Origin of the sequence: Kitasatospora terrestris (assembly GCF_039542905.1) — a bacterium.
Lineage (GTDB): Bacteria > Actinomycetota > Actinomycetes > Streptomycetales > Streptomycetaceae > Kitasatospora > Kitasatospora terrestris.
Window position 1 is genome coordinate 634555 of record NZ_BAABIS010000001.1, and the last position, 24473, is coordinate 659027.

18 protein-coding genes are annotated in these 24473 nt (G+C 73.9%); 4 read left to right on the top strand and 14 right to left on the bottom strand.

Annotated elements, in window-relative coordinates; all coding sequences use genetic code 11:
- Positions 1–6 precede the first annotated feature (6 nt).
- Together ABEB06_RS03110 and ABEB06_RS03115 are read right to left on the bottom strand one after the other, a co-directional pair.
- Positions 7–1791, bottom strand: a complete 1785-nt coding sequence (locus tag ABEB06_RS03110) for a carbamoyltransferase family protein (RefSeq protein ID WP_345695207.1) — start codon at positions 1789–1791, stop codon at positions 7–9.
- The gene (locus tag ABEB06_RS03115) at positions 1788–2033 is read right to left on the bottom strand and encodes an MbtH family protein (protein WP_345695208.1); all 246 of its coding nucleotides are present in this window, start codon (positions 2031–2033) and stop codon (positions 1788–1790) included. Before ABEB06_RS03115 ends, ABEB06_RS03110 begins: the two co-directional genes overlap by 4 nt.
- A 34-nt stretch (positions 2034–2067) precedes the next feature.
- On the opposite strand from ABEB06_RS03115, the gene ABEB06_RS03120 reads away from it, so the two are divergent.
- Positions 2068–2957 (top strand): IS5 family transposase gene (locus ABEB06_RS03120; RefSeq protein ID WP_345695209.1). Its coding sequence is split into 2 segments (ribosomal slippage): positions 2068–2416 and positions 2416–2957, totalling 891 coding nucleotides; the frame shifts between segments, so codons are not numbered across the junction.
- 18 nt (positions 2958–2975) lie between these two features.
- Here the strand turns inward: ABEB06_RS03120 and ABEB06_RS03125 are convergent.
- The 12 genes from ABEB06_RS03125 to ABEB06_RS03180 form a co-directional block, all read right to left on the bottom strand.
- The gene (locus ABEB06_RS03125; protein WP_345695210.1) at positions 2976–3974 is read right to left on the bottom strand and encodes a TauD/TfdA family dioxygenase; all 999 of its coding nucleotides are present in this window, start codon (positions 3972–3974) and stop codon (positions 2976–2978) included.
- A 29-nt stretch (positions 3975–4003) separates the two neighbouring features.
- Complete coding sequence (locus ABEB06_RS03130) at positions 4004–6136, bottom strand: amino acid adenylation domain-containing protein (RefSeq protein WP_345695211.1); 2133 nt, start codon at positions 6134–6136, stop codon at positions 4004–4006.
- Complete coding sequence (locus ABEB06_RS03135) at positions 6133–6954, bottom strand: thioesterase II family protein (RefSeq protein ID WP_345695212.1); 822 nt, start codon at positions 6952–6954, stop codon at positions 6133–6135. Before ABEB06_RS03135 ends, ABEB06_RS03130 begins: the two co-directional genes overlap by 4 nt.
- A gap of 16 nt (positions 6955–6970) precedes the next feature.
- A complete protein-coding gene (locus tag ABEB06_RS03140; protein ID WP_345695213.1) occupies positions 6971–7771 on the bottom strand; it encodes an FkbM family methyltransferase in 801 nt (266 codons plus the stop codon).
- A complete protein-coding gene (locus ABEB06_RS03145) occupies positions 7768–8820 on the bottom strand; it encodes a thioesterase domain-containing protein (protein WP_345695214.1) in 1053 nt (350 codons plus the stop codon). The genes ABEB06_RS03140 and ABEB06_RS03145 overlap by 4 nt, the downstream gene beginning before the upstream one ends.
- 85 nt (positions 8821–8905) lie before the next feature.
- Entirely contained in the window at positions 8906–9670 is a 765-nt protein-coding gene (locus tag ABEB06_RS03150; protein WP_345695215.1) for a thioesterase II family protein, read from the bottom strand.
- Between the two features lie 8 nt (positions 9671–9678).
- Positions 9679–11499, bottom strand: a complete 1821-nt coding sequence (locus ABEB06_RS03155; RefSeq protein WP_345695216.1) for a non-ribosomal peptide synthetase — start codon at positions 11497–11499, stop codon at positions 9679–9681.
- 25 nt (positions 11500–11524) lie between these two features.
- Positions 11525–12532 carry a TauD/TfdA family dioxygenase gene (locus ABEB06_RS03160; RefSeq protein WP_345695217.1) on the bottom strand — a complete coding sequence of 336 codons (1008 nt, stop codon included), beginning with the start codon at positions 12530–12532 and terminating at the stop codon, positions 11525–11527.
- Between the two features lie 2 nt (positions 12533–12534).
- Complete coding sequence (locus ABEB06_RS03165) at positions 12535–16512, bottom strand: non-ribosomal peptide synthetase (protein WP_345695218.1); 3978 nt, start codon at positions 16510–16512, stop codon at positions 12535–12537.
- A gap of 2 nt (positions 16513–16514) precedes the next feature.
- A complete protein-coding gene (locus ABEB06_RS03170) occupies positions 16515–19841 on the bottom strand; it encodes a condensation domain-containing protein (protein WP_345695219.1) in 3327 nt (1108 codons plus the stop codon).
- A gap of 142 nt (positions 19842–19983) precedes the next feature.
- The gene (locus ABEB06_RS03175) at positions 19984–20283 is read right to left on the bottom strand and encodes an acyl carrier protein (RefSeq protein WP_345695220.1); all 300 of its coding nucleotides are present in this window, start codon (positions 20281–20283) and stop codon (positions 19984–19986) included.
- A 29-nt stretch (positions 20284–20312) separates the two neighbouring features.
- Positions 20313–21572 (bottom strand): MFS transporter, encoded by a 1260-nt coding sequence (locus ABEB06_RS03180; protein WP_345695221.1) that lies wholly within the window; start codon positions 21570–21572, stop codon positions 20313–20315.
- 333 nt (positions 21573–21905) lie between these two features.
- Between ABEB06_RS03180 and ABEB06_RS03185 the strand changes: the two genes are divergently transcribed.
- The 3 genes from ABEB06_RS03185 (at position 21906) to ABEB06_RS03195 (ending at position 24462) form a co-directional block, all read left to right on the top strand.
- Positions 21906–23285: a helix-turn-helix domain-containing protein gene (locus ABEB06_RS03185; RefSeq protein WP_345695222.1), complete on the top strand. Its 1380-nt coding sequence runs from the start codon at positions 21906–21908 to the stop codon at positions 23283–23285.
- A 209-nt stretch (positions 23286–23494) separates the two neighbouring features.
- Positions 23495–23707 carry an MbtH family protein gene (locus ABEB06_RS03190; RefSeq protein ID WP_345695223.1) on the top strand — a complete coding sequence of 71 codons (213 nt, stop codon included), beginning with the start codon at positions 23495–23497 and terminating at the stop codon, positions 23705–23707.
- On the top strand, positions 23704–24462 hold the full coding sequence (locus tag ABEB06_RS03195; RefSeq protein WP_345695224.1) for a thioesterase II family protein: 759 nt from the start codon (positions 23704–23706) through the stop codon (positions 24460–24462). Before ABEB06_RS03190 ends, ABEB06_RS03195 begins: the two co-directional genes overlap by 4 nt.
- The last annotated feature ends 11 nt before the right edge of the window (positions 24463–24473 follow it).

Here is a 24473-nt window from a genome sequence, read left to right on the forward strand (position 1 = left end):
GCGCGCCTAAAGGAGTGAGTAGACGGAGTCGCTGACCACCGGACCGCCTGCGGGACGGGTCCCCGAGAACCAGGTGAGCCAGGCCGGGGGAATGTCCTCGCGGTCGATGACGAAGTCCTCGAGCACCAGGCAGTCGATGGCGGACCGGACGAAGCACAGGAGAGCGTCCTCCGGGGTCTGCACGATCGGCTCGCCGCGCAGGTTGAACGAGGTGTTCAGGAGGATCGGGCAGCCGGTGCGCTCGTCGAAGGCGCGCACCAGCCGGTAGAACCGGCCGTTCACCTGCTCGGTCAAGGTCTGTACCCGGGCCGAGCGGTCGACGTGGGTAACGGCCGGCAGGTCGAGCGGCGAGGTCACCTCGCAGGTTTCGAGCATGAAGGGCGACTCGTGGTCGAGCCGGAAGTGGTCGGCGGCCTTCTCGGCGAGCACGGCCGGAGCGAACGGGCGGAAACCCTCGCGCATCTTCACCAGGGCGTTGATCCGGTCGCGCATCTCCGGGCGGCGGGGATCGGCGAGGATGGACCGGCCGCCGAGCGCCCGCGGCCCGAACTCCGAACGGCCGTGGTACCAGCCGATCGCCTTGCCGGCGGCCAGTCGGTCCACGACCGCCTCCAACAGCCGGTCCTCACGGCCGCGGAAGTCGTGGAAGCCCCGGTCGCCGGCCGCGGCCAGGGTCTGGGCGACCTCCTGCACGGAGTGGCCCGGACCGATCAGCGCGGTGCGCATCCGCCCGCGGGCCGGACGCCGGCCGGTCAGGCGCCGGTGGGCGACGGCCGCGGCGCCGAGGCTGCCGCCGGCGTCACCCGCGGCGGGTTGGACGAAGACCTCGCGGAACGGACCCTCCTCGACGATCCGGCGCACCGCCACGACGTTCAGGGCGACCCCGCCGGCCATGCACAGCCGGTCGCTGGAGGTCAGCCGGCGGGCCCGCGAGGCGAGCGTCAGCAGGGTCTCCTCGGTGACCAGCTGGATGCTACGGGCGAGGTCGCAGTGGTCCTGGCCGATCTCGGACTCCGGTTCCCGGGCCTCGAGGCCGAGCAGGTCGGCGAGCTTGCCTGCGGCCATCGTGCGGGAGTTGGTGAAGTCGAAGAAGTCGAGGTCGAGGCGGAACGAGCCGTCGTCGGCCACCTCGACCAGCCGGCGCACGCGGTCCGCGTAACGCGGTTGCCCGTACGGTGCCAGACCCATCACCTTGTACTCGCCCTCGTTCACCTCGAAGCCGAGGTGGCCGGTGATCGTGCTGTACAGCAGGCCGAGGGAGTGCGGGAACTCCACCTCGGCGAGCAGGTCCAGGTCGTCGCCCGCGCCCCGGCCCCAGGTCGTGGTGGCCCACTCCCCCACCGCGTCGACGGTCAGTACTGCCGACTCCTCGAAGCCCGAGTAGTAGTAGGCGCTGGCGGCGTGGGACAGGTGGTGGTCGACGATCTCCAGGGGGCCGTCGTAACCCAGGAGGTCGCGGATCTCCCGGCGGGGCCGGTCCGCGTCCAGCCGGTCCAGGGCCTCCGGGCGCGCGTCGGGAAGAGCGGGGAGCGCCGTCCACAGCTGGCGGTCGAGCTTCTTCACCGGGTCCTCGTAGTACGCCACGCAGTCGACGTCGGCCAGCGTCAGCCCGGCCTGGCGCAGGCATTCCAGGACCGCCCGGCGAGGGAGGGCCGGGTCCTGCTTGATCCGGGTGAACCGTTCCTCGTGGGCTGCGGCGACGAGTTCACCGCCGACCAGCACCGCGCAGGCGGCGTCGTGGAAGTGCGCCGAGATCCCCAGCACGACGGGTCCGGGGGAGGTGCCGTTCATCCCTGCTCCTGTCCTCGGCCCGCAGCCGCGACCGGGGTGTCCGGCCGGCGGGCCGCCGGACGCATGTCGACCCAAAGCTCCTCGATCCGCTCCAGGCACTGCTCGCGGCCGGCCGGCGGACCGACCGACCTCCAGCCGGCGGGGAGCGGCCGGTCGTCCCACCAGACCGAGTACTGCTGCTCGTCGTTGACGACGACGTACCAGCCGCCGGCCCCGGCCGGCGGCGCATCAGGATCGCGCACGGTTCCTCCTAAGGCGTGTCTGATAATTGATCTTGTGGCAGGTCGAGGCGAGCTGACGGACGCGGCATGGGAGCGAATAGAGCCCTTGTTGCCGCAGGTGGACGGGCGTGGCCGTCCATGGCGCGATCACCGGCAGGTGGTCAACGGCGTGCTGTGGCGGCTCCGGACCGGAGCACCCTGGCGCGACCTCCCGGATCGGTACGGCCCATGGCAAACCGTCTACGAGAGGTTCGCCCGCTGGGAGGCGGACGGCACCTGGGCGAAACTCCTGGAACACGTCCAGGTCCACGACGACGCGGTGGGCCGGGTCGAATGGACCGTCGCCGTCGACTCCACGGTCAACCGCGCCCACCAGCACGCCGCCGGCGCCCGCAAAAAGGGGATGCAGACGGGGACGAACTGGAAGATCCGGGCCGCTCGCAGACGCGCCAGGCCCTCGGCCGGTCCCGAGGCGGGCTGACCACCAAGGTCCACCTCGCCGTCGACGGCCGGGGCCTGCCGCTGTCGATCGTGCTCACCCCGGGCAACGTCAACGACGCCACCGCGTTCGCCGACGTCCTCGACGGGATCCGCATCCCGCGGGCAGCCACGGGCCGTCCGCGCACGACACCGCAGCGCGTGCTGGGAGACAAGGCCTACTCCAGCAGGGCCATTCGCCACCTGCTGCGACGCCGGGGCATCGCCGCCACGATCCCCGAGCGCCGCGACCAGGCGGCCAACCGCCGACGCCGAGGGCGCCTCGGCGGCCGACCACCCGCCTTCGACAAGGAGATCTACCGCGACCGCAACGTGGTCGAACGATGCTTCGCCCGCCTCAAGCAGTTCCGCGCGATCGCGACCAGGTACGACAAACTCGCCGACCGCTACCGAGCCGGAGTCGTCCTGGCCTCCCTGATCCTCTGGCTCCGCGAACCAGCCAGATGATCATTTGTCAGACACGCCTTAGATCAGTACGGGGCCGCGGCCGGTGCGGGAACCGGCGCTCCGCCGGCTGTCCAGGTGCACGTAGATGCGGTGCAGCCAGCGGTCGCGGCCGTCGTAGCGCGGGGTGAAGTCGGTCCGCCCGTGGACGACCAGGCGGTTGTCGATGAAGACCATCTCGCCGGGGCGCAGGACCAGCGAGGACGCCGACGCGAGCAGCGCCGCGCCCAGCCCGGCCATCGCGCCGCCGGCCTCGTCGTCCAGGCCGGCGGTCGCGTTGAAGTCCACCCGGATGTCCGGGTCCGTCGGGCTCCCGCCGAGGAGCGGGTGCGGCTCGGTGGCGCCGCCGGCGCCGAAGGAGGGCGGAGCCTCGGTCACGAACCGCGGCGCGCGCAGCAGGGCGAGCTCGTCCTCGGTGAGCAGCGCCAGTGCGTCGCGGATCGAGGCGACCAGCGTTCCGGCCCGGCCCTCGTGGTCGGTGCGCAGGCACAACAGGCCGATGAGATCCGGGCGGTGGGGGTGGAAGGCGTTCTCGTTGTGGAGTTCGAGCTGGACCGACCCGGCGTTGCTCTGGGTGTGGGCGAGGGAGCTGACCGGCACCACGTTCTGGACCAGGGCGCCCTGCTTCTCGTCCCGGTAGGCGACGACCTCGCCGAGCTGCTGGCCGAGCAGCATCGCGACCGCGGCGGGCAGCCGCGGCAGCCGCTCCACCGAGCCGGCCACCGTCGGGGTGTTCGGCAGTGTCCCGACGTCGATGGGGAGGCCGGCCAGGACGAACAGGCCGCGGCCGGAGTCCTGGCGCAGCTCGCGGAGGCCCTCCAGGAGCCGCAGCGGCAGCCGGCAGCTCAGCCGCCGGGCCTCGGCCAGCCAGTCGTGGTCGTCGAGCAGGGCCGGCGCGGTCCCGGCGAGTTCCCCGGCGAGTTGCCGGATCGCCGCGCGCTCGGGCCCGGTGAGCTCCAGTCGGAGCGTGCGGGCGGGCACGGCGTCGGGTGCGGCGTCGGGTGCGGCGAGTACGGACACGCTGATACCTCTCGGAGCTGGTGGTTGCGTCAGAGCGGGAGCAGGCCCTGCAGCGTCCGGTTGTCGACCTTGCCGTTGGCGGTCAAGGGGATTCGGTCGACGGCCAGGACGTGGGTGGGGACCATGTGGTCGGGCAGGTCTGCCGCGACGTGGGCGCGCAGCCGGTCGGCGTCGGCCGTGGTGCCGGGGGCCGGGACCACGAACGCCGCCAGACGCCGGCCCCGCCCGTGGGGCCCGCAGGCGAGGACGACGACCTCGGCCACGTCGGGGTGGCGGCGCAGGACCGCCTGGATCTCGCCCGGTTCGACCCGGTAGCCGCGGATCTTCACCTGGTGGTCCAGCCGGCCGAGGAACTCCAGGGAGCCGTCGGGGCGCCGCCGGCCCCGGTCGCCGGTGCGGTAGAGCCGGCTGCCCGGTGCGCCGTACGGGTCCGGGAGGAAGCGGTCCGCGGTCGGCCCGGGGCGGCCGAGGTAGCCGCGGGCGACGCCGGCGCCGCCGATGTACACCTCGCCCGGGACGCCGAGCGGCAGCGGCTCCAGCCTCTCGGTCAGCACGTACATGGTGGTGTTGGGGATCGGCGCGCCGAGGGCGATGAGTTCACCGGAGGGCGGTTCGAGGACGGGTTCGCCGGAGTTGCCCACGGTGATCTCGGTGGGGCCGTACTCGGTGCCGACGACCGTGCCGCCGGTGCCCGCGGAGTCGATCCAGCGGGCGGCGAGCTCGCTGGTGAACGCGTCGCCGGCGGCGACCACGATCCCGGCCAGGCGGTGGGTCTGCGCGGGGGTGAGGTCGAGGCTGAGGAGGTCCAGGTGGCCCGGCGTCATCTTGAGGAAGCTGTACGGTGCGCCTTCGGCGAGCCGGTCGCCCAGGTCGGCGAGGTCCAGCGGCTCGGGCAGGAGATGGACCGGCTGCCCGGTCAGCAGCGGGGTGAAGAGGTTGGGGATCCCGAGGTCGAAGGAGATCGAGGAGAAGACCGCCGATCCTCCCGTGCCCCGGGCGGCGTAGGCGTCGACCGTCCAGAGCAGGTAGTTCGCCAGGCCGCGGTGCTCGATCATCACGCCCTTGGGGGCGCCGGTGGAGCCGGAGGTGTAGATGACGTAGGCGAGCCGCCGGTGGTCCCGGACGGGTGCCTCGGGCGCGGTCGGCGGGTGGGCGTCGACGGCGGCCCGGTGTTCGTCCATCAGCACCCGGTGGTGCCCGGGGCCGGCCGGGCCGAGGGCTTCGAGGTGCCGGCGCTCGGTGACGACGATCTCGCAGCCCGCCGCGGCGGCCATCAGCCGCAGCCGCTCGGCCGGCAGTTCGGGGTCGAGCGGGAGGTAGCCGGCTCCGGACTTCCACACGCCGATCAGGACCGGCAGGAGGTCGAGGGTGCGTCCCAGGCAGACACCGATCAGCGTGTCCGGACGGGAGCCGAGGGAGCGCAGGTGCCGCGCGATCCGGTTCGAGCGTTCCTCCAGGTCGCGGTAGCTGAGCGTGCCCGCGGCGGTCCGGACGGCCGTCGCGTCCGGGGTGCGGGCGGCCTGTGCCGTGATCAGTTCGTCGACACCGACCGGTTCGCGGTGCGCGGTGCCGCCGGATCCCCAGGTCTCCAGCTCGGCGTGCCGGTCGTGCGCGGGGAGGTACGCCCCGGACACCGGGCCCCCGGGGTCGGCGGCGAAGGCCTCCAGGACCAACCGGTAGATCCGGCCGAGGGCGGTCAGGCGGTCGGGGGTGAGCGCGTCGGCCCGGGCGCGCAGTCGCAGGGTCGACCCCTGTACGAAGACCTCCAGCCCGTACCCGCCCGTCCCGGGGGCGTCCACGGCGGTGAACAGCACCTGCCGGTGCCGGGCCGGCGGATCGGCGTCGAGCGGGTCGGCGGGCGCGTCGAGCGGGTCGGCGAGCCGGCGGACGGACTCCTGCCAGGTCGGGCCGGGCGGTCCGACCTGGAGGCGGCGGATCCCGTCACGCCCGGGCAGCGCGACCTCGGTGTGGAGTCCCTCGTCCTCGGAGATCAGGTCGAGGACCTTGAGGTGGACCACGAGCAGGGCGGTCACCGGGTCGGCTTCCGGCCCGCCGAGACGCTCGGCGAGGTCGGCGAATCCGACGCTCTCCTCGGTCGGTCGGCCCGGGGTCGGCACCGGGTCCGGTTCCCAGGCGCCGGGCAACGTCAGCAGGACGGTCACTGGTTCTCCTCGGTCGAGAGTTCGGCAAGCATCCGGGCCACCAGGTCGGCCGCTTCGTCGACCACGAAGTGGCCGGCGTCGACGAGCCGCAGGGAGAACGGCCGGGAGGTCTCGGCGCGCCAGTGCGTCATCGCGCCGTACTCGACGACCGGGTCGTGCAGGCCGCCGATCACGGTGAGCGGCACGTCGAGCGGCGGCTCCGGGTGGTAGGCCAGCCGCTCGATCAGCCGGTAGTCGGCCCGGATCACCGGTTCGAACAGCGCCATCAGGTCGGGGTCGGCGAGCACGCTCGGCGCGATCCCGCCGTAGTCCGCGAACCTGCGGAACAGCTCCTCGCGGGGCAGCACGTGCATCGGGTCGGTGATCTCGCGGACCGCCGGTGCCTCGATGGACGAGACGACCAGGAGGGACGGCATGCGCCGGCCCGCCGCCCGCAGGCGGCGGGCGAGCTGGAAGGCCAGCATCGAGCCGGAGCAGTGTCCGAACAACACGTAGGGGCGGTCCAGCAGCGGAGCCAGTGCCCCCTCGATGCCGTCCAGCAGGACCGGCAGTTCGTCGACGAGCGGCTCCTCGACCCGGTTCTCCCGGCCCGGCAGCCGGACCGCGCAGAGCTCGGTGTCGGCGGGGAGCCGGCCGGTCCAGCCGTTGTAGAGCGCGGCTCCGCCCCCGATGTGCGGGAAGCAGACGACCCGCAGCCGCGGGTCGGCGACCCGGCGCGGCCGGGCGATCCACTTCCGGTCGGTGAGCCGGTTGCGCCCGGCCAGGCGGAGGTAGCCGGCGGAACGGGCGGTGCCCGCGCTCGGCTGCGGCGTGTTCACGGTCCTCCTGGGTGGTTCAGGCCGTTCGCGTGGCGAACAGGGTGTAGACCTCGGTGCCCCGGTACTCGGCGGGCTGGTCGACCGCGGTGCGCATCCCGTGGCGGGTGAACAGCTCGTCGATCCGGGCGAGTTCGGCGGGTCCGCCCTCGACCTCGACGGCGGCGTTGCGGATCCCGGGCCACAACCGGTCGCCGATGCCCTGGAGTACCGCGAGTTCGAATCCCTCGACGTCGACCTTGAGGAAGTCGATCCGGTCGATGCCGAGCCGTGCCGCCACGGCGTCGAGCCGGTCGACCTGGCAGGCCACCAGTTCGACGTCCTCGAAGCGGCCCTCCAGGAGCTCGTCCGCCTCCTCGACGAAGACCTCCCGGCGGAGTGGGTCGTCCAGTCCTGCCGCGACGTTCTCGATGTAGGAGCGGACCAGCGCCTTGTCCTCGGCGGGGTCGGCGTCGAAGCCGGACATCATCGTGTACTGCGGGTAGTGGGTCAGCTGCCGGATCTCGGGGGCGCTGCCGAGGGCGAGGTTGAACGCGGTGACGCCGGGCAGTGCGGCGATGTTGCGGCTCAGCGCCTCGAAGGTCCTGGGCACCGGCTCGAAGGAGAACACCCGAGCGCCGGGCCAGCGTTGCGCGGCGAACAGGCTGAACATCCCGATGTTGGCGCCGACGTCCACGATCACCGGCCGGTCGGGCAGGCCGAGGCCCTCCGCCGGGAGGTAGCCCTCGTCCTCGAAGATCTCCTTGTAGAGGTAGTCGGTCTCGTTGCGGTTGAGGGTGTGCACCGCCATGCCGTTCGGCAGGGTCCGCAGGTGGGTCATCGGGCCAGCTCCTCGCGGGTGATGCGGGCGATCTCGGGGTCGGCGAGCAGCGGGCCCGGCGACTCCACTCCGTAGTCGGTCCAGTGGACGGCGTCGTCCTCCAGCACCGGCCCCCAGACCTCCTCGGTCGGCCCGGCGTCCCGTTCGTCCTGGACGATCAGCACCGGGCCGTCGTAGGCCCGCGGCCGGTATCCGGCCAGGGCGACCGCGAGCGCCGCGGACGCCCGCTGCAGCCTGGGGAGCTCCGCCGCCGGGGTCTCCCCGTCGTACCAGCCCTCCGCCCGCAGCCGGGCCAGCACCTGCTCGCCGCTCTCCTCGCCACCGAGCCCGCACAGCCGTGCCACACGGGCGAGTTGGGCCTCCAGCGCCTCCTGCGGGTGGGCCGGTCCGGCCTGCCCCGGGAGGTCCGGGCGGATCATCACCAGCGCGGACACCTGCGCCGAGCGGGCCCGCAGCACCCGGGCCGTCTCGAAGGCGAGCACCGCGCCGGCGGCGACGCCGACCAGCGCGAACCCGCCCTCGGGCCGGGCCTCCAGGAGCTCGGCGGCGTAGGCCTCGGCCAGCCCGGTCAGGCTGCCCTCCCACGGGTCGGTCCCGTCCGTGCCCGGCAGGACCAGGCCGTGGACCGGGCGTCCGCCGCACCAGCCGAGCGCGGCCGCCCGCTCGGCGCCGGCGTACCGGTCGGAGTGCACCAGGAAGACCGGCGAGCCCTCGCCGGTGGTGATCCGCGTCAGCCTGCGGCGTTCGGTCGGATCGGCCGCCGCCGGGGAGTCCGCGGTCAGCGCCGCGGGCGGACGGACGCCCTCGCCTGCGGCGCCGAGGGTGAGGCTCTCGGCGAGCCGGGCGGGGGTCGGGTTGCGGAACACCGCGGAGCTGCGCAGGGCGATCCCGCGCTGCCGTGCGGCGATGACCGCGTCGACCACCCGGAGCGAGTTGCCCCCGATCTCGAAGAAGTCGTCGTACGGGGAGACCTCGGCGCCGAACAGGTCGGCCCATGTCTCGCGCAGGGTTCGTTCGATCGTCTGGCACGATCCGCTGGCACTGGTCACCTGACGGACAGTAGGTGAGCGGCGCAGGCACGGTCGGCAGTCCCGGCGGCAGCTCGCAGGCGAAATGCCGCCGCCGGGCGGCGGGTCAGACGACGCCGAGCGCGGTGATACGGGACGGCAGGCCGGCCCAGACCTCGGGGGTGTAGAAGTGCCCGCCCGGCAGCACGTCGTGGCGGTAGTCGCCGGTCGCGAGCGCCCGCCACTGCCCCACCGTGTCGGGGTCGATGACCGGGTCGTCCGCGCCCCTGAGCACCTGGAGCGGCATCCCCACGGACGCCGCCCCGCGGTGGCGGAAGGTGTCCCTGACCACCAGGTCGGCCCGCATCAGCTCGACGGCCATCGCCCGCAGGTCCGGGTCGCCGAGTACGTGCGCGGGGATCAGCCCGAAGGTCCGCATCCACTCCAGCAGGCCGGCGTCCGAGTCCCGTTGGGAGGGGAACATGTCCTGGGGCGTGAGGCCTCGGCTGGGCGCGTTCGCGGAGGACACCACCAGCGCCTGCGGGGCGGGCCCGCCCCGGTCCTGGATCCGGGAGGCGACGTCGAAGGCCATCCAGCCGCCCATGCTGTGCCCGAAGAGGACGTACGGGCGTTCGGCGGCCACCGAGCCGACGGCACGGACGGCGTCCTCGGCCAGCTCGTCCCAGTCCTGCAGGAACTCCTCGGCGAACCGCCCCTCCCGCCCCGGGTAGCACACCACCGCGAGTTCGGTGTCCGGCGCCAGGGTGTCGGCCCACGGGAGGTAGGCGCCGGCACCGCCGCCGCAGAAGCCCAGGCACACCAGAGTGCGTCGGGCCCCGGGCAGGATCCTGGGGCGGACCACCGCCGGGTCCTGCTGTCCGATGGAGGACATCGGCCCCCTCACCTTCCGGGCTCGCGCCCCGTCGGGCCGCCCGGGGCGGCGTTCGCCAGGCCCGTCACGTGGGCGGCGAGGTCCCGCAGGCGCGGGTACCGGTACACGTCCTTGGTGGCGATCAGCACGCCGCGCTCCCGCTTCAGGCGCCCGACCACCCGGAGGGCGAGCAGGGAGTGCCCGCCCAACGCGAAGAAGTCGCTGTCCGCGGTGACGCCCTCGCGGCCCAGCACCTCGGTCCACACCTCCGCGATCAGCTCCTCGACCGGGCCCAGCGGCCTGCTGCCCGCGGGGCCGCCGGACGGGACCCGCTCCGGCCGCGGCAGGGCGCCCGGGTCGAGCTTCCCGTTCGGATTGAGCGGCAGCGCGTCCAGGCCCACCACATCGGCGGGCAGCATGTGCTCGGGCAGCAGCTGGGCCAGCCGCTCGCGCAGCCGGTCGCCGGCCGCACGGGCCGGGACGACGTAGCCGATCAGCCGGTCGCCCGCCGGGCCGCGGTCGTGCAGCACCACGGCGCTGGACACCTCCGGGCAGGCGGCCAGGGCGGCCTCCACCTCCGCGAGTTCCACCCGGAACCCCCGGAGCTTGACCTGCCGGTCGGCGCGGCCGAGGAACTCCAGCAGGCCGGCCCCGGTCCGCCGCACCCGGTCGCCGGTGCGGTAGATCCGCGCCCCGGGCGGTCCGAAGGGATCGGCGACGAACCGCTCGGCGGTCAGCCCGGGGCGGTTGACGTAGCCGACGGCGAGTCTTCCGCCGCCGACGTACAGCTCGCCCTCCTCGCCGGGGGCGGTCTCCCGCAGCGTTCCGTCGAGGACGTGCAGCCGGCTGCCCGGCAGTGCCTCGCCCAGGTGGGGGTCCCGGCCCGCGAACCGGGCCCGGGCGACCTCCACGGTGCACTCGGTCGGGCCGTACAGGTTCAGCGCCTGCGGCCCGCCCTGCCCGCCGGCGTCGGCCAGTTCGCGCCAGACCGGCGCCGGTACGGGCTCACCGCCCATCAGGAGCCGCAGCCGGCGACCGTCGGGCCGGGGGCCGAGCAGCCGGTCGCGCAGCAACTCCCAGTGGGAGGGCGTCAGATCGAGATCGGTGACGGCGTGTTCGTCGAGCAGTGCGGCGAGCCGGTCCGGGTCCTTGCGGTCGTCCTCGCCGATGACCACCACCGTGTCGCCGCGACACACCCGTGCCCACTGCGGCACCGAGGCGTCGAAGGACACGCTGGCGTTCCAGCCGACCACCGCCGGTGGGCCCTCGAAGACCTCGGCCTCCTCCAGCGCCGCGTAGAGCGAGGCCACCGCGGAGCGGGTCACCTCGACTCCCTTGGGACGGCCGCTGGAACCGGAGGTGAAGATCACGTAGGCCGGGTCGCCCGGCCCCGGAGCGGCGTCGGCGCCGGGCGCGGTCGGCCCCTCGTCGGCCGCGGGGTCCAGGACCCATGCCCCGCCGGGCGCCGCCCGGCCGTCGGCCGGCCCGCCGATCACCGCGGTGATCCCGGCCTCCCCGGCCATGAACTCCAGCCGCTCGGCGGGGTAGCCGCCGTCCAGCGGGACGTAGGCGGCGCCTGCCCGCCACACCCCGAGCAGGGCGCTCACCAGCGCGCAGCCGCGGGGCACGCTCACCGCGACCCGGTCGCCGGGTCCGACCCCGCGGGCCGCCAGGGCGGCGGCCAGGCGAGCCGACTCCCGGTCGAGTGCGGCGAAGTCGAGCGTTCCGTCCGGGCCGCACACGGCGGTCCGGCCGGGGTGTCGACGGACCGCGGCGCGGAACCGGTCGACCAGGTCGGGGTGGCGCGGTTCGCTGTCGGGCGCGGTGGTCATCGGTCGTACTGCTGGCACCTTCGGGACCTCCTTCGGTTCGGGCTCAGACGGCGGCGGCCGAGGGCTGGACGGTGGGACGGCAGTCGGCGAGGGCCACCGGCCGGCCCATCGCCACGACGATCCGCCGATCGCCCCGGAACGGGTCCCGTCCGTGCGCGCACCGGAGGTTGTCGACCAGGAGCAGGTCTCCCGGCTGCCACGGGGCGCGGACGGTGGCGCGCCGGTAGGCGGCGCGGATGGTCTCCAGGTCCTCACGGGTGAGCGCGGTGCCGTCGCCGTAGGAGGTGTTGAACGGCAGGCCGTCGCGTCCGAACTCCTCGACCAGGGTCTCGCGGAGTTCCTCGTCCAGCGCCCACTCGTTCCAGAACGCCAGGTGGTTGAACCAGAGTTCGTCGCCGGTCGCCGGGTGACGGATGATCCCGGGCCGGATCTGGCCGGTGCGCAGCAGCCCGTCCTCGCGCCACGACCAGCCGATCCGGTTGTCGGCGCAGTACGCCTCGGCCCTGGCGGGGTCGTCGGTGGCGAATGCGGTCTGCCAGTCGGTGGACATGTGCTCGAGGTAGCTGCGGGTCAGCCTCCAGCCGACCGCGCGCACCCGGTCCCGGATGGCGTCGGGGAGGTCGGCGAGGACCTGCCGGACGTCGGCCACCGGGGTAGCGCCGCCCTCGTCCGGGGCGACGAGGCAGGCGAACAGCAGCAGGCCGGGGAAGGTCAGCGTGTAGCTGTTCTCGTTGTGCATCTCGATCGCCTGCGCGGGCGGCAGTTCGGTGGAGGAGAAGACGTCCGCGCCGAAGTCGCTGCGCGGGGTGGCCTTCTCCCGGTACGGGGTCCGCTCGGGGATCAGGACGTCGCGCAGACGGGCGAAGGACTCGACGCCGTCGACCGGCAGACCTCGCAGCAGCAGTGCGCCGTGCTCCAGCAGGGCCCCGGCGATCTCCGGGCGGCGCTCCTCCAGCCATGCGGCGGCCCGCTCCGGGCCCACCCCGTCGACCACCGCGGTGGCCGGCGCGCCGGGCGTGAGCCGCCATTCGAGTGTGGTTGTCCGCTGCACTGTCACTCCTCCGTGTTCGGGCGGGTCAGCCGGGCGTCGAGCAGGCTCCCGATCACCCGGATCGGTTCGCGCTGGTTCATCCCCATGTGTTCGGCGTCGACGCCGTGCGACACCAGGGCGCCCCGCACGTAGGGGGCCCAGGCCTCGGCCGGGTCGAGTTCCGCCTCGGTCCCGAGGGCTCGGAAGTACAGGACGTCGCCGGCGAACGTCCCGGCGGTCTCGTAGGCCACGAACGCCCGCAGGTTGTCGAAGGTCGTGCGGACCACGGTGGCGACCTGGTCGTGCTCCAGCATCCCGAACACGGTGTCCTGGCGGCGCAGCAGTTCGACCAGTTCCTCGTCCGACTCCGGCTCCGGCAGCTCCCGGCCCTCGTCCTCCAGCAGCGCGGACATCACCCACCGGCGGTCCACCACGGCGCCGGTGCGGAAGCTCCGCGGCAGGGGGAAGGAGTCCATCATCGCGAGGGTGCCCACCTGCTCCCCCAGCGCCTGCAGGCGGACCGCGATCGCATGCGCCACGACGCCGCCGAAGGACCAGCCGAGCAGGTGGTAGGGCCCCTGCGGCTGGACCTCGCGGATCCGCGCCACATGGCTGTCGGCGATCTCCTCCACCGTCGGCTGCCGCAGTCCGGGGTCGGTGTACTGCGGTGACTGCAGCCCGATGACGGGGCGGTCCTCGTGGATGTGCCGCAGCAGCCCCGAGTAGACCCAGCTCAGTCCGGACGGCGTGTGCACGCAGAACAGCGGGGCGCCCTCGCCCGAGCGCATGGTCAGCACCGGTTCCATCGGGTTGCCCCGGGTGCGGGTGGCGAACTGCTCGGCCAGTCTGGCGACGGTCGGCCACCGGTACAGGTCGCGGATGGACAGCGTGGCGGTGCCGGTTCCGGCGATTCCCTTGATCCGGTCCAGGAGGCGGACGGCGAGCAGGGAGTGCCCGCCGAGGTTGAAGAAGTTGTCGTCGATGCCGACCTCGGGGACGCCGAGGGCCTCGGCGAAGTACCGGAGCAGCTCTTCCTCGACCCGGGTCCGGGGCGTCCGGGGGTCGTCGCCGGCCCCCGCCCGGGCGGGCAGGGCGCGCCGGTCGAGCTTCCCGTTGCGGGTCAGCGGGAGGGCGTCCAGCAGGATGACCTCTGGGACCATGTACTGCGGCAACCGGTCCTGGAGGGAGCCGCGGAGCCGGTCCGCGGTCACGTCGGGCCGGGACGGCACCGCGTAGGCCACCAGGCGCCGGTCCCCGGGGGTGTCCTCGCGCACCACCACGGCGCTCTGGGCGGCGTCGGGGTCCGCGGTGAGCACAGCCTGGATCTCTCCCGGCTCGATCCGGAAGCCGCGGATCTTCACCTGGTCGTCGGCCCGGCCCAGGTACTCCAGCCGGCCGGACGCCGTCCACCGGGCCAGGTCGCCGCTGCGGTACATCCGCTCGCCGTCCGGTCCGAACGGGCAGGCCACGAACCGCTCGGACGTGAGGCCCGGCCGGCCGAGGTAGCCGCGCGCCACCTGCGGGCCGGCCAGGTACAGCTCGCCCGTCACGCCGATCGGGGCCGGACGCAGGCGCTCGTCCAGGACGAACATCCGCAGGCCCGGCAGCGGGCGGCCGACCGGGCTGCGGCCCGCCGCGGCGGCGGCCGTGGCGCGGTCCAGGGCCAGACGGGTGGAGTGGACCGTGGTCTCGGTGATCCCGTACATGTTGACCAGCGTCACCGCGTCGTCCGGGTGCCGGTCGTACCAGTCGCCCAGGCGACCGAGGTCCAGTGCCTCGCCGGCCAGCACCACGGTTCGCAGAGCGAGCTCGCGCCCCCGGCGCGCGTCCTCCCGGATCAGCGGGTAGAACGCGGAGGGGGTCTGGCTCAGCACGGTGACGCCCTCGTCCGCGAGCAGGTCGAGGAAGGCCCGGGGCGAGCGCGAGACGTCGAACGGGACGGTGACCAGACGTCCGCCGTGGGCCAGCGCGCCCCACATCTCGAAGACCGACACGTCGAACGCGTACGAGTGGAACCACGACCACACGTCCCGGTCGTCGAAGGCGAAGGCGTCCTCGGTCGCCCGCAGCAGCGCGACGACGTTGCGGTGCGGGATGACCACGCCCTTGGGACGGCCGGTGGAACCGGACGTGTAGATGACGTACGCCGGGTGCTCGGGCCGCAGCCGGGCACGCCGCTCGGCGTCGGTGAGCGGCGCGGGGTCCCGGGCGTCGAGCGCGGAACGGGTCTCGGGGTGGTCGAGGGTGATGCGCCGCAGACCCTGCGGGCCCGGCAGGTGCCGGGCGGCGACGGTGTTGGTGACCGCGAGGAGGGGCCGGCCCTCCTCGATCAGTCGGGCGATCCGCTCGGCGGGGTAGTCGGGGTCGATCGGCAGGTAGGCGCCGCCGGCCTTGAGGACCGCGAGGATCGCGACGGCGAGGTCGACGGAGCGCTCCAGCACGACCGCGACCAGCTGCTCCGGGCCGACGCCGTGCGCGACGAGGTGCCTGGCCAGGCGGTTGGCGCGGGCGTCGAGCTCGGCGTAGCCGAGCCGCTCCTCTCCGGCCGTCACCGCGATCGCCCCGGCCCGCCGGGCGGCCTGCGCCTCGAAGAGGTCGACCAGGGTGGCGGCGGACGGCTCCAGGGCGACGGCGTTCCAGGTGGTGAGGAGCTGCTCGCGCTCGTCCGGGGCGAGCGCCTCGACGTCCAGGATCCGTGCGTCCGGGTCTGCGGTCAGAGCGGCGAGCAGCCGGGCGAGGCGTGCGGCCGCGGCCGCGGCGGTCGTCTCCTCGAACAGGTCGGCGGCGTACTCGACGGTGATGTCGAGGCCGGCCGGGCTCCCGTCGGTGTTCCGGTGCCGGGTGAAGACGAAGGTGAGGTCGAACTTGGCGGTGCCGGTGGAGACGGGCAGGAACTCGGCGCGCAGGCCCGGAAGGTCGAGTGCGACCGGGTTCCCCTCCTCCATCGCGAGGCTGACCTGGAACAACGGGTGCCGACCGGCCGACCGCGTGGGGTTGAGGGCGGTGACGATCCGGTCGAACGGCAGGTCCTCGTGCGACCAGGCGTCGAGGTCGGCCTCCCGGACCCGGCCCAGCAGGGTCCGGAAGGAGGGGTTGCCGCTGGTGTCGGTGCGCAGCACCACGGTGTTGGTGAAGTAGCCGACCAGCTGTTCCAGGGCCTCCTCCGGTCTGCCGACCACGGTCGAGCCGAGCGGGATGTCCTCGCCGGCGCCCGTCCGGGTGAGCAGGACCGCTGTCGCGGCCTGGACCACCATGAAGGGAGTCGTCCCGGTCTCGCGGGACGCCTCGATCAGGGCCCGGTGCAGTTCGGGCGGGCAGTGCACGGTGGTGTGGGCGCCGCGGTAGGAGGCGGCCTCCGGCCGCGGCCGGTCGACCGGCAGGCCGACTTCCTCCGGAAGTTCCGCCAGCTGGTCCTTCCAGAATGCGAGTTGACGGTGAGCCTCGGAGTCGGGGTCGTCCGGGTGGCCCAGCAGGTCGCGTTCCCACACCGCGAAGTCGGCGTACTGCAGCGGCAGCGGTTCCCATCCCGGCGGTCGGCCGCCGGCGCGGGCCCGGTAGGCCGCGGCGAGGTCCTGGAGCAGCGGGACCTCCGAGGCGCCGTCGGTGACGATGTGGTGGATCACCAGCAGCAGCACGTGGCGGTCGTCGTCGATCCGGAGCAGGTGGGCGCGGATCGGCAGGTCGGCGGCGAGGTCGAAGGGCTCGGCCGCCAGCCGGGCCAGGGCCGCGGGTACGTCCGGTTCGGGAGTCGGCACCACCGCGAGGCGGACGGTGCCCGCTCCCCCGCCGAGCACTTCCTGGTAGACCTGTCCGTCCTGGGCACGGAACACCGTGCGCAGCGCCTCGTGGCGTTCGACCAGGTCGTTCAGTGCGAGGTCGAGGGCTTCCCGGTCCAACGGTCCGTCGAGCCGTACGGCGCTCGGCGCATTGTAGGTCGCGGACGGACCTTCCAACTGGTCCAGGAACCAGAGCCCCTGCTGCCGGAAGGAGGACGGGTGCATCGTCAGGACTCCATTTCTTCGCGCCGGAGCATCGCAGCGGCGCTGCGCAGCCGGAGGTCGGCGTCGTCCGCGAACAGGGCGAGCAGCGCCCCGAACCTGGCGGCGACGGCCTCCACGGTGGCGCGGTCGTAGCGGGCGGTGGGGTACTCGAGCGTTCCGGCGAGGCCCGCGGGCCGCTCGCCGTCGTACTGCTCGGCAAGGGTGAGGTCGAGGTCGAGCTTGGCGCTCGCGCCGTGCAGCGCCAGGGCCGCGGCGTGGACGCCCGGGAGGCGCGGTGTCGGAACGGTGCCCTGCTCCAGGGCCAGCCCGACCTGGAACAGCGGGTTGCGGCCGGCCTCCCGCGGCGGGTTGAGCGCCTGCACCAGCCGGTCGAACGGCACGTCGGGCCGGGCGTACGCCTCCAGGTTCGTCGCCCGGACCCGGGCCAGCAGGTCCCGGTAGGTGGGGTCGCCGGAGACGTCGGTGCGCAGGACCAGGGTGTTGACGAGGTAGCCGATCGCGTCGTCCGGGTCGCCGCCGGCCCGACCGTCGACGGGGGTTCCGATCGCGATGTCGTCGCCCGCGCCGCTGAGGGCGAGGGCCGCCGCCCATCCGGCGTGCAGGGCCATGAAGAGTGTCGTGCCGTTCTGCCGTGCCGTCCGGAGCAGACCGCGGTGCAGTTCGAGGTCGAGCACGACCGGGACGATCCCGCTCGGGTCGCCCGCCGCGCGGGCGCGCGGCCGGTCGCCCGGCACGGTGGACTCGGCGGGCAGTCCGGCCAGGGCGTCGCGCCAGTACCGGAGCTGGGTCGCCAGCAGGCTGTCCGGGTGGTCGGCGTCGCCGAGCCGGGCCAGTTGGCGGAGCGCGCAGTCGGCGTACTGCGCCGGTGGAGGGGGCAGGTCCGGTGCCCGGCCGGACAGCCGTGCCGCGTAGGCCTCACCGAGGTCGTCGAGCAGCGGGGGCAGGGAGCGGCCGTCGAAGACGATGTGGTGGACCAGCAGCATCAGCGCGTGGTCGGTCGGGCCCAGTTCGATCAGATGGGCCCGGAAGAGTGGGCCGTCGGCCAGGTCGAGGACCTGCGCGCCGAGGGCGGCCAGCAGGTCGGCGAGTCCGTTCTCGGTGCCGTGTTCGCGGTGCAGGTCCAGGCGGACCCGTTGCGGCGGCAGGATCCGCTGGAACGGGTCGCCGAGTCCGTCCTGCGGGAAGACGGTGCGCAGGGCCTCGTGCCGTCGCACGACGTCGTTCAGCGCGGCCTCGAGGCAGTCGGGCCGCAGCGGCCCGGTGAGGCGGAACGCGACCGGGATGTTGTAGGAGGCGCTGGGCCCCTCGATCTGGTCGACCATCCACAGCCCGAACTGGGCCGGGGAGAGCGGCATCGGCTCCGGGCGCGGCGCGGTGGGCGCGGCTTCCGCCGGCCGGCCGGCGCCCTGTCCGATCAGGGCGTCCAGTCGGGCCACCGTGGGTGCGCGGAAGACCGCGCCGAGGTCGAGGGCGAGGCCGAGGTCGGTGCGCAGCCGGCCGACGACCCGGGCCGCGAGCAGGGAGTGGCCGCCGAGTTCGAAGAAGTCGTCGTGGATTCCGACGGTGTCCAGCCGGAGCGCGTCTGCGAACAGGCCGCAGAGGATCTCCTGGCGCGGTGTCCGCGGGCGGGCGGACGGTCCGCGGGTCGTGCCGCGGGGGCGACCGGTCAGCAGCTCGGGGACAAACGGGCCCCCGTCGGCGGTCAGTTCGAGTCCGCCGCCGGGTCGCAGCCGGCCTTGGAGCCCGGTGTCCAGCAGCTCCTCCGGGGCGGTCCCGTACGGGTCGGGCACGGTCGCCGCGTCGCCGGCGAACGGGCCCCCGGACAGGTGGATCCGGCCGGACACTCCCGTCGGCACCGGCGCGAGACGTCCGTCCAGCACCCGGACCCGGTACCGGCCGCCCGGGCGGGACTGGCGGGCGAGCACCCGGGCCACCGCTTCGGGCAGGGTGTCCTCGGCGCCGAGGCCGGCGGCCAGGCGGGCCTGCTCGTCGGCGGGGACCAGGACGGCCTCGGACAGGCGCAGGCCGGGATCGGCGGCCATCGCCCGCAGGATCCGCAGCAGGCGCTCGGCCAGCAGCCGGACCGTGGGCTCGTCGAACAGGGCGGACGCGTACTTGAGCTCGCCGTGCAGGCCCGCCGGCACGCCGTCGGCGTCCCGGGTCTCGGAGAGGTCGAGGTAGAGGTCGAACTTGGCGGCCTGCCGCTCGATCGCGCCCTCCTTCTCGGCCGTCACGTCCAGTCCGGCGAAGTCCAGTCTCGACCGGTAGTCGCCCTGGATCGCCAGCATGGTCTGGAACAGCGGGTGGCGGCCGGGCTCCCGGCGGGGCGCGAGCGCTTCCACCACCCGGTCGAAGGGCACGTCCTGGTGGTCGAAGGCGGCCAGGTCGGCGTCCCGGGTGCGGCCGAGGAGCTCGCGGAAGGTCGGGTCGCCGGAGAGGTCCGCGCGCAGCACCACGGTGGAGACGAAGAACCCGACCACGTCGTTGAGCGCCTCGTCCACGCGGCCCGCAAGACCGGTGCCGATCGGGATGTCCTCACCGCCGCCCAGGCGGCACAGCAGCGCCGCGACGGCCGCGTGCACCACCATGAACAGGGTCGCCCGGGAGTCCCGGGCCAGTGCCGCCAGCGTCCGGTGGAGGTCGGCGTCGACGACGACGGGTACGGCCCCGCCGCGCAGGCTCGGCGTCGCGGGCCGGGGCCGGTCGGTGGGGAGGGCGATCTCCTGGGGCATGCCCCGCAGGGCGGCCGACCAGTAGTCCAGTTGTTCGGAGAGCAGGGAGGTCGGATCGTCCGGCGAGCCCAGGACGTCCCGCTCCCACAGGGCGAAGTCCGCGAACCGCACCGGCAGCGGGTCCCAGCCGGGGGCCCGGCCGGCCGCCCGCGCCGAGTACGCCGCCGCCAGGTCCCGGAGCAGGGGTTCCATCGACCATCCGTCGACCGCGATGTGGTGCATCACCATGCACAGCACGTGCTCGGCGGGGCCCCGGGCGATGAGGACCGCCCGGAAGGGGGCCTCGGTCGCCAGGTCGAACTCCTGCCGCACGACCCGGTCGACCAGCGTCTGCAGCCCGGCGCTCCGCCCGTCCAGGACGGCGAGGGGGACCCGGGCGGCCGGCAGGAGTTCCTGGCGGGGCACCCCCCGGTCGTCCGGGAAGGCGGTGCGCAGGGTCTCGTGGCGCTCCACCAGATCGGCCAGCGCCTGTTCCAGGGCCGGCACGTCCAGGTCGCCGCGCATCTCCAGCCGCATGGCGATGTGGTACGTCCAGCCGGTCCCTTCGAACCGGTCCAGCAGCCACAGGCGCTGCTGGCCGTAGGACAGAGGGGTCAACGGCCTTGCCTTCCTTCCGATCCGCCCGGTCGCCGGCGGATCGGGACCGCCGACCGCACCTCGGCCAAAGGCTAGGTCGCCGCCGGGCTGCTCGACGGCACCTCAGGAGGCAGATCACCGGCATCTCGGGTGCCGGTCCGGGTCAGTCGGCGGCCCCGCCGGCCGGCGGGCGGGCCCGCAGGGGCGGGGCCGCCTTCGGGGCGTCGGCCACCCGGCCGGCGAGCGAGCCGACGGTGGGTGCCGCGAAGACGTCGCCGACCGTCAGCCGGACGCCCAGCCGGTTGCGCACCCGGACCGCGAGCCTGATGGCCAGTTGGGAATGGCCGCCCAGGCGGAAGAAGTCGTCGTCGTCGCCGATCAGCCCGGCATCGAGTTCGAGGACCTCGGCGAACAGCTCGCGCAGTGCGGCGCGTTCGGTCCGGTCCGGCGTTTGAGGGGTCATCGCTTCGTCCGTCCAGGTTGTCGGGGTGGTCAGGCCGGGGAGCGGGCGGGCTCCGTCGCCCGGGGAGAGAGGGCGGCGGGCACCATGACCCGCCAGGCGGCGGCCGTCATCACGGTCATCGCCGCGAATGCGGCCCAGAACGGCGCGACGATGCCGAAGGCATGGCCGACCAGGCCGCCGAGGAGCGAGCCGATCGCGAACCCGCCCATGCTGAACAGCAGGTAGACGCTGTTGATCCGGCCCAGCATGCCTTCCGGCGTGACCCGCTGCCGGAGCGTCACCGAGACCACGCCCCAGATGGTGGCGTGCGCGCCGAACAGCACCAGGGTCAGACCCGCCACCCAGGGCGAGCGGGTCACCGCGAGGACCAGGTGGGTCAGCGTCTCCACGACCATACCGGCCCTGAGGAGCGTCGCGGCGCCGAACCTGGCATCCAGCCGGGCCACCGACACGGTGCCCACCACGCCGCCCACGGCGGTCGCCGCGAGCAGGAACCCGTAGCCGACCTCGGAGAAGCCCAATCGCTCGCGCGCGTAGAGCACGTACGCCGCGAAGGCTCCGCCGTAGCTGATGTTCATCAGGCCCATGGCGACCGCGAGCATGCGCAGCGCACTGCGGTTCCACAGCCAGCGCAGCCCGTCGCCGATCTCCTGCCGGACCGAGGCGCGAGCCGTCGACCCGTCGGGGCTGCGGGGGCCGGCCGCGGGGGCGGCCTTGCGTCCGGCCAGCGAGAGCACGAGCGCCGAGGAGGCCACGAAGCAGACCGCGTCCACGCCGAACGGCACCGCCGCGGCGACGGCGAACAGCCAGCCGCCCATCGGCGGGCCGCCGAACTGGTTGCAGACCATGCGGACGCCCGAGATCCAGGCGTTCGCCCGGGCGAGGTCGCCGGTGGCCACCACGCTCGGCACCAGTGCCTGGCCGGCGTTGTCCGACAGGGTCGCCCCCGTGCCGAGCAGGAAGACCGCCGCATAGATCACCGGGATGCTCGCCAGGTCCCGCCAGACCAGGACCGCCAGGACCGCCATGACCAGCGCGCGGGCGGCGCCCACCGCGCCGACGACTGCCCGCCGGTCGACCCGGTCCACGAACACACCGCTGAAGAGCGAGAAGAGCAGCCAGGGAAGTTGCTGCGCGAACACTGCTCCGGCTACCACTGCGGGATCACTGCTGACGGTGGCCATCAGCAATGGCCCTGCGGCAATTGTGACACCGTCCCCCAATGACGACGTTCCGGATGCCAACCACAGTCGGGCGTAGTCGCCCGTGAGACGGACTGCCATGGGCATGGGACCCTAGCAGACATGACAAGTTCGGAGAACGCGCAGATCAAACAGCCAAGTTGACAGCACATCACGCCCACATGGGGCGATCGGGGCGAGTCGGACAGGGCCCCTGTCTCATTATTCGGATGGCCTTGACAAGTCAAGCCGACCCGGGAGAGAACCTAGAAGCAGATCGGGTACGGGCCAAGATCCCGAACACCCCGGTCGGAATTGCCAATCACGGGGATATAACGTCCGGCGCCGCGACTAATGAATCTCGGGCGAATTCGTGCCGATTCCGCGGACACCGGGAGGATCCGTTCCGGCGATGCCGGAACGCACGAGGGCGGGGGAATCTTGAGCAAGGCACAGCACTCGGCGACGTCGGCGAAGGGGACGGCAGGCGCGGCCGGCCCCAGCCTCGGGGACCTGCTGAAGGCCGCGCGCAGACGGACCGGCATGACCCAGGGCCAGCTCGCCGACCTCTCCTCGGTGAGCATCCGCACCATCCGCGACCTGGAGCTCGACCTCACCCTCAATCCGCGCCGCGAGACGCTGCGGCTGCTCCTCGACGGGCTCAGGCTCACCGGCACCCGCCGGGCGGAGCTCGAACAGGCCGCGACCGGAGCCCGGACGCAGGTCGAACTGGCCGACCAGCTCACGCCGCCACCCGCCGCCCTCGGGCCGATCATCGGTCGCGAACGCGAGGTCGAGGCCCTCGCCCGGCAGATCGCCTCCGGCGGCCGGCGGCTCATCCGGGTCGTCGGCATCGCGGGAGTCGGAAAGTCAAGGCTCATCCAGGAGGTCGCCCACCGGACGTACGCCGCGGGGCTCATGCCCGTGGTGTGGGCGGGGACCTGGGGCTCCGTCACCGGGCGCCACCGGGGCCAGGTGTCCGAGCGCCTCGACGCGCTGCTGCGCGGCGAGCCCGAACTCGACAACCTGGCTGCCGCGTTCGGTACCGGTGACACCCTGCTCGCGCTGCCCGGCGGCGGCCTGGACACCAGGGCCGAGGCCGCCCTGCGGCGGCTGGTGGAGCTCTGCCCGGGCTTGCGGGTGCTGCACGAGAGCCGCGAGCACGGCCGCTGCGGGGCGGACACCGACTACCCCGTCTTCCCGCTCGACGTCACCGCGGCGGACGGCACCGGCCACGAACCGCCAGCCGCCCCCTCGCTGCGGCTGCTGCTCGCCCGCGCGGACCACCTGGGGCCCGCGGCCCGCCGGGACCCGGCGATGCTCCGTTCGCTGGCCGAGGTCTGTCGGCGGCTGGACGGCATCCCGGCCGCCGTCGAGGCCGCCGCGGACTGGCTGCTGCTCTACGAGCCCGCCGAACTCCTGGGGATCGCCGTGCACCAGCCCTTCAGACTGGTCACCCCGCCGTCCCGGCCCGCGACCGACCTGCGGGCCGCGCTGGAGGCAGGCCTCGACGCGCTCCGCCCGGCCGAGGCCGACGTGCTGTGCCGGCTCGCCGCCATGAGGCCGCCCTGGACCCTGGCGGACGCCACCGCTCGCACCGGCCTCACCGAGGACTCGACGGCGACCGCCGTCCACCTGCTGGTCAGCCGGGGCATGGTGCGCCCGGTCCGCCCGGCGGCCGGGGGGACACCCCGGTTCGCCGTCCTCGACCTGGTCCGCCGGATCCAGGACGAGCGGTGCCGCCGCGGCACCCACAGGTGCCTCCCTTCTGCCGCACCAGGTGCCGCTGGAGACCCTCTGCACCGCCTAGCCTCACTCTGAGGTCGCCGTACCGGCCCGGCTCGGCACTGTTGCCGCCCTGCCCCGCCGCCGGACGGAGCGGTCCGTCGCGATGCCCCGAACGACCGCACGCGACCCGTCGCCGGCCGTGCCGGCCTCCGGGCCGGCACGGCCGGCCATGGCGCCGCACGGTCGGCCATGGCGCCGCACGGTCGGCCCGACTCCACCCCACACATCCGACCGGAGCAGTGATGAGCGAGACATCCGTGGACACGGCGGAGCACGCCGACTGGCTGACCGTCAGCAACACCGAGGGACGCCACAGCATCTGGCCCGCCACCCGTCCCGTGCCCGAGGGCTGGCAGCCGACCGGGCAGCGCGGCGAGCGGTCCGCCTGCCTCGCCTGGATAGCCGAGAACTGGACCGACCCCCGTCCCGCCGGTGTCGGCCGGGTCGCGCGATGAGCGCCCGCGAAGGCACCCGGCGCTGGCTCATCCGCGACCTCGATCCGGACTCCCGGGCCCGCCTGTTCTGCCTGCCGGTGTCCGGCATCGGCGCCTCGGTCTTCCGGGCCTGGCCCACCCGGATCGGCGACATCGAGGTCTGCCCGATCCAGCTGCCCGGACGCGAGAACCGCATGCGGGACCCCGCGTACACCTCGATGGAGGAGTTCGCCCGCGACGCGGCCGACGCCCTCGGCCCCTGCCTGGACCGGCCGTTCGCGTTCTTCGGGCACTGCTTCGGTGCCCGGCTCGGCTACGGACTCGCGGCCGAACTGGCCCGCCGCTCGGCACCCCTGCCGCAACAGCTCTTCGCCTCCTCCTGCCTGGCGCCCCACCGCGGCGGCTACTTCGGCGGCGGCCGCAACGGGCCCTTCACGCCGGAGACCACCGACGAGGAGTACCTGGCCGAACTCCGGTACGGCGCAGCGTCACGAGACGAACCGGAACCCCCGGCCGAACTGCTCGCCCTCTCCATCCGGGTCCTGCGCGCGGACACCAGCCTCACCTGCGGCTACACGCCGGCCGGCCCCGGGCCCACGCCCCTCGACATCACCACGATCTCCTGGACCGCCGACACCCACACGCGCCCCGAGGAGATGGACGAATGGTCCGCCTACGGGCGGGTCCGCCAGATCCTGCTGCCCGGCGACGACCACACCCACCGCTCTGCGCCCGACGACCTGCTGCGGGTCATCGCGGACGGCCTGCCCGAATGACAAGGAGTGCT